This window comes from Leptolyngbya sp. BC1307 (assembly GCF_002286735.1).
In the GTDB taxonomy this organism is placed as follows: domain Bacteria; phylum Cyanobacteriota; class Cyanobacteriia; order Phormidesmidales; family Phormidesmidaceae; genus Phormidesmis.
In genome coordinates, this window is sequence record NZ_NRTA01000078.1 from 1 (window position 1) to 11,887 (window position 11,887).

The following is an 11,887-nucleotide window of genomic DNA, read 5'->3' on the forward strand; positions in this document are numbered from 1 at the left end:
AGATGGTAGTCCTCGACGCGTCGCCCGTAGCGCAGGTACCACTCATCCGGCGCAATTGTCGTTAGCCACTCGGGTGCGACTGTGGCCAGTTCATTCAGGGGGTTTTTGCACAACCCCTCAAAAAGGTATAGTCCACTTTGAGACAGTCAAGACTCACAATGATAGGGAGCGCAGTAGCTGTTGAAGGATTGCATTCATATCAATGCTTTTAGGCATCTTCCCAAACTCGAAGCGGCCATGAAAATTGATATGCTGCCATGCGACCGGCGAGACTAGAGACAGCGCAGCCACCCGAGCCGTATCGCTGCTGAAGTCACCATGAGTGACTAAGTCGGACAGGATAGCGGTGTTGTAATAGATGATGCAGTTCGTGAGCAATCGAGCACAGTCGCCCCAGATCTGCTGCTCGTATTCGGTCTTGAACCGTAGCTTGCCGAAGTTGGCATAGGAGATGGCCCTGCGTAGCTGGTGATAACTCTCCCCACGATTGAGCACCCGATGAACATTCTGCCTGAGCGTCAGCGAATCAACGTAGTCCAGCAGGTACAGGCTTTTAATAATGTTGTCGTACTCCCATAGCGCTCGCTTGGTTCTATTTTTGCGGGCATAGGCGCTGAGCTTTCCAACAATCACACTTTGGGTAACCGTTTTGAATGCAAGTGAGACCAGGATGCGCTGGATGTTCTCCCACTCGTCAATAATCAGCGTCGTATTGATTTTGCGGATGGGCTGAAGTAAATGCCCCTCATCGTATTGACTAGGATGTTGGAAGCCGTACAGCGAGGTGCTGACGCGGCTATAGAGGTCACGATAGCGAGGCGCGAACTCATATCCAAAGCAGCTCAGGAGGGCAAAATTAATCTCATTGGTGCCATGCGTATCGGTAGAATGCACCTCCGGCTGAATATGCGTTGTGTTATTAAACAAAAGGTCAAAGACGTAGTGACTCTCATGCTCATCGGCCCCGATGATTTTGGCATTGACCGGTATATGGTTGGCCACCAGAGAGTAGGAAACGACGCCTTTTTTCAGGCCAAAATACTTAGGCGAATGACGAGCATTGACGGTTGAAAGTTGGGTTTCAAATTTCTGTCCATCACTACTGGAGTGCACTACATTGCCAACATCGTAGTGATGAAACATCGGCAGCTCGGCGGTCGCATTGCTGACCAGATCATTCGCGGCCCTGAGGGTTTCCAATCGAATGAAATTGTCAGAGGTTGCCGCCAGGGTGTGATAGTCCAAATCGGAGGACTGGCCCATGCGCCCCAGTCCCATATTGGTGCCCCAGGCAATCAGCGCCGCCATTAGGGTAGGCTCATCAGCATCTTGCTTGGTGTAGCGTCCTAGTAAATGCTCGAAGGCAGTCATAAACTGACAGCGCTGATTGACGAAATGCAGAACGCTACTAATGTTGAGCTGATGGAGCGGGTCAAAGAAGGCATGATTAATGGGATCACTAGCTCCCGGAGAATGCAGCGTCCATCGTGACTTTGTGCCTCGCTGCTTAACCTCAAAATGCTCATTCTTACCGGTGATGAGCCGTTCATTCACTGCGACGATGCGAGCTTCCAATCGCCCTTTGAGGTCAGCCAAGTGGTCTTGAATCGGCTGATTGAGCATGGTCAGTCCCGTTTTTTCGATCAAAGCGGCCTTCTGTTGCCACCGTTGCTCATCAATGAGATCGTCTTCCAGACTACGAAAGCGCACGCTGTCGCGACAGAAGACATCGCCCGATTCCAACCCATTGCGCAGTTGGCGGTAGACCAGAAACTCATAGCGGTCTGGCAGCAGCTTGGCATCAGAAGCGCTAGCGTCATAGAGATAGCGCTTCACGGCCTCAGGAATGAACTGCATCGGGAAGCGATCAGTTGGGTATTGCGTGAGCGATCGCCCTTTTTGAAAAGCGCTCTTAAGGAAGTCAATCGCCGTCATTAGCGGTGCCCCTGCTAACGAGGTGGCAAACTCAACTGATAGCAAGACGGGCCGTAAGTTTCGCTTAAACTGAGCGGCGAGCGTGTCAACGTGCCCCCATTGAAAGGCCGTCTCATCGAACTGGGCTTGGCTGACGATATGCTCAGCCACAAAAACTAGCTTTTGCCGCTCTAGGATTTCAAAGGCTCTGGCTTGAACCGTTTGAAAGGAGGCATCCTCAGGAATGCTGTTATCGGTGAAGAGCTTGAGGACTTGGCCTGCCTTTTCCAGGTTCTGGTTATTCTCTATGCGGTACTCGTAGACCCGCTCTTTAGCGGCATCCTTGGTTGAATCGACATAGCGTTTGACGTTGTATCTCAGGCTACTAATCAGGTTGTCGTGCAGGCGCTGATAGCGGTTGAGAATGAAGCACAGCAGATAGACATGCACCATGCCTTGAGGTAATCGTTTCAGCCTAAAAACAGAGTAGTACGTGACCAGCGAGGCATAGTACTTGATGCTCTCATTCGATATTTCTAGCGCTGGCAGCAGGTGCTGGGCAAGGGGATAGAGCGTTTCGATCTGCTCACCGCGATGAATCTCGCGCTTGATTTCGCCCAAGCTGAAGTCTCTTGGTTCTCGCTTTAATTGAGTGATTTCATAGAGTCCTGGCGCATCTTCCATGAGCTGATTCAACGCAGCGATCTCTGTTTCTGTAAGACGATCATGAACAACTTGGCTCAGCCGATTTTGTTCATTGACGATGGCCCCAGAGACGATGTTTTGGAGGACACTATAGCCCGGCGCGACTAGCCGCTGCGCCTCCACATAACGCAATAGCTCACGAAAGATATAGACCGGCTTTCCGCAGACGCTAGCGGCTTGTGAAGCTTTGTCAGCCAACGTTTGACGTGCGTCGTCATCGCAAATGCGGTAGTTGCACAACTCTAAAATGAGCCGTTGCTGCTTGAGACGAGTCACCTTTGAAATCGTGATCTCAGTCAGCTCAGCATCAGGAAAGTAGCGTTCTTGAACGTATTGGGCATCGGCTATAGCAGTGTCAACACTGAAGTCAAAAAAGAGGCGACGCGCCTTAAAGTAGCCGAGCTGTAGAATGGCATGGATTCGAGACTTAATGCTGTGAAAGCGATTAAGTGCAGTAGTTTCACGCTCCGAGAGCGTAAAGTACTCAGTCTGCTCTTCCGGCGTGAAGTGAGGCACACCATACAGGTTTTCAATTTCCTCATCGCCCAAGATTTGAAGACGCTTCTGGGTCAGGGTTGCGGCTGGCTCTGTCATCGTCATGTTACGGGTTTTAGCTTGCTGATTTCTCGGGTGCCTTGTATGCCGTGCCGCAATAGGGGCAGAAGCGGTGTTTCAAAGAGGTAATCGGTGACTCACACTGAACGCAGCGGTGACGCAGGCCGCTGCCACAGCGGAAGCAGTAGTGAGCATGGATATGCAACCACATTGAATCTGGGGCATTACCGGGTGTCCAGCACTGGGGGCAAAACTTCAACGCACCTGTTTCCTCGACCGAAATACCCTTAGCCGCCGCGTCCAAATGCGCTTCGGGGATATCTAAGGCATAGGCCAGCCCTTTACGAGTCTTTGTTTTGAGCACCGTGGTGTGGCCGTGCTCTATTTTTCCAATGCTCTGGGCATGGATGCCGGACTTGGCGGCCACCGCCCGCTGGCTCATTCCGAGGGCTAGCCGCCGCCGTTGGACATACTCAGCCAGCGATTCTCCGGGCTTGGGGACAGTTGATGATTTCAAAGTATTACGATAACCAGCACAGCAACCATTTCCTTAAACAATAAAGTAAAGGTACAGCTTTCCCGCTATCGTTCACTATTCTTACTACCGATGTCGATTCCCTTAGCAATGGTGGCCACGCGATTTTTAGACCGACCTGGTTTAGCTAAGAAAACGGTGGAATCTTATGAGCGGACGCTGATGCCACTGCTCAGTGAGTACGGCAGCTGGCCGATAGAAATTTGTGATCGCGAAATCCTAACCGACTATCTTAGTGGTCTCTCGCACCTGGCCTATACCACTCACCACCGGCATCAGGCAATTATCCAAGCGCTGTTTAATTATGCCGTTGAGCAACACCATATAAAGGCTAATCCAATTGCCAAGCTGAAACGGCGTAAGCCAGACGCAGATAAGGGTGAGCACAACTCGGACGAAACTATCCGCTATCTGATACCAGGCCAAATTAAGCAGATGTATCGGGCTATTGAAACAGATTGTCGCACCCATACGATTGTGAGATTATTGCATCGCAGTGGAGCCCGAATTTCAGAGGTGCTTACCCTTGATCTCGACCAAGTAAATCTTGAACAACAGAAGTTTCAGGTGATTGGCAAAGGGAATAAGCAGCGATGGTGCTTTTACAGTGATGATGCGGCGCAGCTGCTCACTCAGTACCTGAAGCACTATCGGCACCGCCGTTGCCCTGCGCTATTCACTGCACACCAGCCAATAGCGAGCACGGTCAGTCGGTTGAGCTATCGTACCGTTCATCAGAACTGGCGACAGCTAATTGCAGAGACGCCTGAACTAGAAGGTGCGAGGCTGCATGACTTGCGTCATACCTTTGCCACGGAGCGCGTTGGATTGATGGGGATTGAGGAGTTGAGGGCATTGATGGGGCACGAATCAATTCTGACGACCCTGAGGTATCAAAAGGTCACCTCAGCTCGTGCTGAAACAGTAGCTCAAAGTGCTCTTAAGACACTAGCTAATAAGCCTGCATAATATTCAGCCTGCATCTACTAAACAGCTATACGACCGCAAGGTATCAAGGATACTCTGCTATCGCTAAATACGGAAAGACCATGATGAGTCTTGACTGTCTCAAAGTGGACTATACCTTTTTGAGGGGTTGTGCAAAAACCCCCAGCATCGGCGAATTGGCGGGCGCGCTTGGGGGAGTAGTCTTTGGTGAGCACAAGGGTACCCCCGCGATAACATCCAGTTGATATCTGCGCGGCTGCCGCCACCGCTATCAACGCGCACCAGCGTCTGCGCTCTTTTCTCGGGCGACTGGTCAATCGCTAAGGTCTGCTCGCTCGCTGCTAGCAACGGTTGCAGGGCTGTGGTCAGTTGTACGGTGCCAGCAAACGTGCGGTCACAGACCACTTCGTCGTAACGGGTGGCGAGCACCCGTCCGAGTTGTCGCCCTTTGCGGTTGCGTTTCCCGGCAAAGTAGCCCTTGGTGGCAAAGGCGGCTTTGGGGCCGCAAGGTTGACCGCTCATGTCCACATCCAGGATCTGTAATTGCTGCGCGTAGTCATGACCGTAGCCTTGACTATGCTGCCGATAGATCTCAGCCACCGCTTGCTCGATTTCACTCACATTCTCGGCCGTACTCGCATCCAGGGTCTCTTGAATCACCGATTGCTCAGCGCAGCGCAAGCGGCCAAAGGCTAGCTGCAAGCCGGGGTCGCTGCGCAACCGCTTATTCACTTCCACCATCCCTTGCGCACCGCAGAGGATGCCGATGAAGCCATCGTATAGCTTCTCTGTGGGGCTATCTTTGATCTGCTTTTGCGCGATGTTGACGCGATTGCGAATCGGCGCAAACAGGTCAACGCTTTTTAGCTTTGCGCCGATGCCTGCTAGAAACGTACGCGCCGATAGATGCTCTGTGCAATCGCTGGCTTCATTCAAGACGGGGGGGTAGACTCTAAGGTATGCATAGTGATGAACCTGGGTTATTTTTTTATTTCTCCAGCGTTCATCAATTTTCCTCTTTTGGCAAGGCTTTCAGCTTTTTTGCTCGCAGCACACTGCCCCTTATTTGGCCGAAATTTGGGTGCTAAAACGGGGTTGCGTTCGCTGATGCAACGCAATAGCTTCATCGATGCATTCGACTATGCAGGAATTCGCCCTCAGTGTTTGAATCTATCCGTAGCTTCTTAAAAGCTAAACCGTATAACCCTTAATGGAAAAGCCTTGTAGCCTTAGCGACCATTTTATACGAGAGCCTATTAGTCAGAAGCTTTCCCCCTAATAATGAGTTGGGCAGCTTCAAGTTATTGGTGGAGGCAGTAGTTGAGATCTGGTTCGTCAGTCTTTAGAATCAGGCTGTCTGGGAGTCTTTTATAAGTCAAGATGGCGCTTGCTTCCTCAGTAAACTAATGATCGCCACCACCAACTGATCGGGTTCGATGGGCTTAGCAATGTGTTTCTGAAAACCTGCCGCGATCGCTTGTTGCCGATCGATTTCTCCAGCGTAGGCAGTTAGCGCGATCGCCGGAACCCGCCCGCCCCGCTCTGGTGACAGAGACCGCACCTGTCTAAGCAACGTATGGCCATCGACCTCTGGCATTCCAATATCACTCACCACTACATCGGGCTGAAATGACTCCAGAGCGGTGAGAAATTCAGCGGCAGAGGCGACGGACATCACTTCCGCTCCAGCCTGAGCCAGCATCACCGCGAGCAGTTCGCGGCTGTCTGGCTCGTCGTCAATGCTCAGCACACGGATACCGGTTAGATCCAGGTTTTGCTCTCGCGATGAGCTAGATTGATCTCTCTTTGAGTTGACGTTGAGCAGGGGTAGCCTGACGGTAAAAGTAGCGCCTTTCCCTTCTCCAAGACTGTCAGCGATGACGGTGCCGCCGTGGGCTTCGACCAGTTGATAGACAATCGCCATGCCTAACCCCAGCCCGCCGTGGTTGCGAGTCACAGAAGCATCTTCCTGGCGGAAGGACTCAAAGATGTGGGGCAAAAAGTCTGGACTGATGCCTTTGCCCGTGTCTGTGATGGTGATCTGCGCTTGGTTGTCGATTTGCTCTAGCCGAATGTCGATGCGGCCGCCGCTGGGCGTAAACTTGACCGCGTTGGTGAGCAAGTTCCAGACTATTTGCTGGAGCCGAACGGCATCTCCGGATACTTGTCTGATATCGGAAAGCACCGGATGAATCTGAATGGACTTGGCGATCGCGGCAGTCTGCACGGTGTCGATGGCGGACTCAATCACCCATAACAGATCGACAGGAGCCGTATTCAGACTCAGCTTGCCGCGCAACACGCGAGCCATATCGAGCAGGTCGTCGATCAATTGACATTGCGCTTTGGCATTTCGCTCGATCGTGGCTAACGCTGTGATCGTTTTGGCGGCATCAAGTTTGCGAGTTTGCAGCAGTTTTGTCCAGCCTAAGATCGGGTTGAGCGGCGATCGCAACTCATGCGAGAGAATGGCTAGAAACTCGTCTTTGATGCGGTTGACTCGTTCTGATTCTGCTAAGGCAGCTTGTTTCTGTTGTAGGATACGCTCACGATCGCGTTCAAGTTGAACGCGATCGCTAATATCATAAGAGATGCCAACTAGCCCGATCACCTCTCCAGCTTCGTTGTAATAGGGTGCTTTCATCACCAAAAAGATGTTAATTCCATCGGCAGATTCTTCCACCACTTCCATTTGCCCCGATGACATAATCCGCTGGTCATTTTCCATCACTCGCACAGCATCTTCGGGGGATGAGTAGAGATCGCTATCGTAACGACCAATCACCTCAGCAGCCGTTTTGCCCAAGGCGGTCAGGGTAGCTGGATTGGCATAAATAATCTGTCCTTGCCGATCTTTGACAAAAATTGGTGTGGGGACGCACTTATTGATCACATCCAAAATGGCATTCTTTTGCCGCAACTCTTCTTCGGCACGTTTTTGCTCTGTGATATCCCGCGAAGTCGATAAAATCTGGACGACTTGTCCCGCACCATCGCGAATTGGTGTGACCGCCACATCCCACCATTTGGGGTTGCCCTTGACAGTCGCACAAAAGCCCTGAAATTTGCCGATTTCACCAGACTTCGCTGCTGTGAATGCCGCTTCTGCCGCTTGCCGATGTTCACTTTCCCAGAAACAGAGCCACTCTGAATTTAGGTAGGGAGTCAGGTCGTCAATCTCTAGCAGACACATGCCCCCGATATTCATGTATAAAAGTTGTGCGTTCAAGTCAAGAACTTTGATGCAGTCACTGCTGCTTTCTAAAACGCGGTTCTTAAACTCTTCGCTCTGCTGTAAGGCTTCTTTTGCCCGGATGCGATCGCTAATATCTGAGATAAAGCCAACTAACTCAACAATTTTACCCGCCCCATTCCGTTTTAGCTTGCCCTTTTCCCATACATCAATCCAACGACCATCCGTATGGAGCACCCGATATTCATATTGGTAGCGATCCTGACCATTCTCAATTTGGGTAAAAAACGATTCGATATTGGGCTGGTCTTCAGGGTGAATCAAGTTAAACCACCATTCTGAAGTGGGAGGTGCATCCTTTGCCTCAACCCCAATTAAATTAAACAAGCCATTGGAGCGAAAAACAAAGTTAGTGTCCATACTCCATTCAAAAATAATTCCCTCTACTGCCTGCGTTGCTGCTTCAAAACGTTGGTTAGCTTTTGCTAAGGCAGCTTCAGAACGGATGCGCTCGATCTCGATGTAAATTCGCAAAATCAATTCACCCATCAACTCTAGTTCGTCCTCCCGCCAGACGGATGGCACTCGGCGATGGACTCCCATCAAGAATTTCAACTGACCGTCACTTATATATGGTATGGAGACAGAGGAGAGAATTTGCCAAAACTCGTAAGCAATTCCGTTATCTTTAATGTTTGGTTCTGCCCTCACATCGGAGATGGCAACTTTTTGTCCTGCTTTGAGCTGTTGCACAGCGATATCGCTGTGGTATTCCGAGAGGCGATGGATGCCTACAGCATTGGGAATATCGCTATCGTTGTTGGAACTGAAAGCTCGGGCTTCATCGGCGGCAACATCTACATCAGCAAAGGCGACAATCGAAGAATCAAACCACAGGCGGATCTTCTCCCCTACTACATTCATAATTTGATCGATATCTTCGATGACGGCAAGGTCTTTTTGGATCTCGGCAAGAAAATTACTATTGAGTTCTCGCCGCTTAAGATCTTCAATATCAATACAGGAACCAATGTAGCCTAAGAATTCTCCTTCTGGGGTAAAACGGGGGTGAGCTGTATCCACAAACCAACGGTACTGCCCATCAAAGCGTCTGAACCGATATTCCATTCGGAACGGTTCTCTGGCATCAAAGGCGGTGAAGTAAGTATCTAAACAAAATTGTAAATCGTCGGCATAGACTCCTTCTGCCCAACCATTACCCATTTCTTGCTCTAGCGTTCGTCCCGCATAATCTAACCAAGGCTGATTGAAGTAATTGCAGAGTTTATCAGTTCCAGACATCCAGATTAAAACTGGAGCGGTATCCGCCATATCTCTAAAACGAGCTTCACTTTCAGCTAAGGCTAGTTCGGCACGGGCGCGACTAATGCGCAGATATAGCCTTGCCGTTAATTCATCAATAAGTTCTACTTCGTCTGCACGCCAATTAGAAGGTTCGCGGCGGTGACATCCCAGCATAAACTTCCACTGACCGTTGCTTAAATGGGGTGAATGCATGACAGAACGAACTTGATAAATCTCATAGGCAGCACCACCGTCTTTGATATCTAGATCGGTGGTCACATCGTCAATAGTTATAGTTTGCCCTGCTTTGAGTTTGGCTAAATGAATTTCACTAAGATAGTCACCAAGACTGTGAGTGGAGACTCCGTCAAGAATATCGGCATCACGATTATTGTATATAACCATTGCTTCATCGGTAGCGGTATTAATATCGACAAAACCCAGAAGGGAAAAGCTAAAGAAGCAACGGATCTTTTCGCCAACCACGCTCATAATTTCGGTAGGATCTGACAAGATTGCTAGATCTTTTTGAATTTCAGCCAGAAAGTTATTGTTGAGTTCTTGGCGTTTACGATCGCTGATATCTTTTACTACGCCATACATCCTTACGGGTTCGCCCTTGTCGTTATATTCAAAGGCTGCTCTAGTCCAGATCCAGCTAGTTTCTCCATCTATGCGCTGAATGCAACATTCTACTTCCCAATTCGTATGATTGGCGATCGCTGTCTCAAATTCTGCATTTACCCACTCGCGCTCGCGGGGAATTACATGAGATAAAAACATCGCATAGTTCCATTCGGGCAGAAGCAGATCGTAACCAAAAATGCGATCATGCTCAATCGAACGCCAAGCCTGCTTGCTAACAAGATCTAAATCCCATACGCCCACATCTCCTGCTGCCAAGGAAATCTCTAAGCGTTCTTGGATCAGCTTTACTCGTTCTTGAGCAAGTTTGCGATCAGTAATATCGGTAAATAAAACCCCAAATCTAAATTCTTGAGGTGCATCTATCGGAAAAGCTTTTACCTCAAACCAACTCTTCATAGCCTTAACTTCATGCTCAATAAGTACTGACTCTCCAGTCAAAATCACCTTGCCATAGGTTTCTATCCAAAAAGGTTCTATATCGGGCATAATCTCTAGCGCAGTTTTTCCAATCACATCTTTCAGTCCAGTAATTGGCTCAAACAGGCTATTAGTTTCCAAATAACGATAATCTACTGGCTTTAGTTTACTATCAAACAACATTTCAAAGATGACAAAGCCCTTATCCATCTCATTCAATAGAGTATCGTGGCGTTGCTGAGCCTTAAAAAGAGAAGGATGGGGATCCTCGGAGGAAGTTTTGGCGCGATCAATCTCAATTACCAAAAGTTCTACGGCGGCTTGCAACTCTGCTGACCAAGTTTCGGCTGCACCCAAGGGAGTTTGCGACCAATCATAGGCACTCACCAGGGTTCCGATTTCGCCAGTTGACAGATCTTTCACAGATTATCCCCTTAATTAAATATTTTGCTCAGGGTTGGGTATCCAAATTAGGTAAATTCTTACAAAATTTACTTTGATTAATTTAGCAGAAATAGTTCAATGGCACTGACTTAAGGAAGCTATTAATAGCCAAAACCCTTTCAATATAGGAGTTTTCGCGATTTGACTCCGTCCTTTAGGACAGCTAAATTGGCGCTGGGTTGATAAAGGGGGTGCCGTTGTAAGCCGGGGTTAAATGAGTAATCGTACAAAAACTTACGCTAAGGCTGTATCCCCTTTCTGACAAGGCTTAGGTGCCCCTCCTTTAATGTAATACGCAACCCTAATTCATCAGCTGAGCTTATGGCTTTAAATAGATGAGATCAGCCAATTGGACTGAGGTTGGACTACTTTTCTCGAAATATCACGCTGATAAAATTCTTTGGTGAAAAAACTAGGCTTCTACCCCTTGTCCAGTCTCTGGGGTCCACTTCAGGTTGCCCCGCACACAACTTTTTCAACCCCAAAAAAGCATTAGCTGAAGTTATCATCCGCGATACGATCGCATCGGTTGAAGCGATACCGTTTCCTTAGCGTAAGTTTCTGTACGGTTACTCACTCAACCCCTAGTTGGATAGACTTTGCCTTGGGTCAATTGTGTCTCATGATGAGTCTCTACTGGCTGGATTCGATTTTATAGAGTGTGTCAGAAAGGGCCCGATACTGTTGGCGAACTCAGCAAGGGCTAAAAGTCGGTAATCTTGAGTCAGTTTTCCGCTCAGGAAGTGCGATCGCCAATGTCTATGAAGCCGCAACCGATAGCCTCGATTCCAGCCGATACCCAGCGAGTAGCCAGAGCCGCCTTTCCGAAAGGCAATCCCTATGTGACGCTGCGAGATGAACTCGGCACGGTGTTCGAGGACGCCGACTTCAAAGCCTTGTTTTCAGTCACAGGCCAGCCAGGACTAGCACCGTGGCGACTAGCGCTAGTGACGGTGCTGCAATTTCGCGAAAACCTATCCGACCGCCAAGCCGCTGAATCCGTCCGTTCGCGCATCGATTGGAAGTATCTGCTAGGACTAGAGCTAACCGACGAAGGGTTTGACTTCAGCGTCCTGAGCGAGTTTCGCGGACGGCTGATAGCGAGCAAGCAAGAGCATCTATTGCTATAGGAGTTACGCATTGACAGCAAAACGAAACTATGGTCAAGCGAAAGTAGCTTCTGTTACGTTTTCTAGAATAAACTGTCGAATGACGGGGACAAA

The 11,887-nt window shown here is 49.4% G+C and carries 5 protein-coding genes and 1 pseudogene; 2 read left to right on the forward strand and 4 right to left on the reverse strand.

Annotation, left to right across the window (positions count from 1 at the left end; all coding sequences use genetic code 11):
* Window positions 1-153: 153 nt before the first annotated feature.
* A complete protein-coding gene (locus CKL79_RS21000) occupies window positions 154-3,213 on the reverse strand; it encodes a Tn3 family transposase (RefSeq protein WP_121971504.1) in 3,060 nt (1,019 codons plus the stop codon).
* Window positions 3,214-3,229: 16 nt separating this feature from the next.
* A complete protein-coding gene (locus CKL79_RS21005) occupies window positions 3,230-3,691 on the reverse strand; it encodes a zinc ribbon domain-containing protein (RefSeq protein ID WP_121971500.1) in 462 nt (153 codons plus the stop codon).
* Window positions 3,692-3,781: 90 nt separating this feature from the next.
* Here CKL79_RS21005 and CKL79_RS21010 point away from each other — a divergent pair, with 90 nt between their 5' ends.
* Window positions 3,782-4,678, forward strand: coding sequence for a tyrosine-type recombinase/integrase (locus tag CKL79_RS21010; protein ID WP_121971501.1), 897 nt, complete (start codon window positions 3,782-3,784; stop codon window positions 4,676-4,678).
* 99 nt (window positions 4,679-4,777) lie between these two features.
* Here CKL79_RS21010 and CKL79_RS21015 read toward each other — a convergent pair whose 3' ends face one another.
* Window positions 4,778-5,593, reverse strand: coding sequence for a hypothetical protein (locus tag CKL79_RS21015; RefSeq protein WP_121971502.1), 816 nt, complete (start codon window positions 5,591-5,593; stop codon window positions 4,778-4,780).
* A 439-nt stretch (window positions 5,594-6,032) separates the two neighbouring features.
* Window positions 6,033-10,643, reverse strand: a complete 4,611-nt coding sequence (locus tag CKL79_RS21020; protein ID WP_121971503.1) for a PAS domain S-box protein — start codon at window positions 10,641-10,643, stop codon at window positions 6,033-6,035.
* A gap of 776 nt (window positions 10,644-11,419) precedes the next feature.
* Here CKL79_RS21020 and CKL79_RS21025 point away from each other — a divergent pair.
* Window positions 11,420-11,767, forward strand: a pseudogene (locus tag CKL79_RS21025) (transposase); the annotation flags it as partial.
* Between the last annotated feature and the right edge of the window lie 120 nt (window positions 11,768-11,887).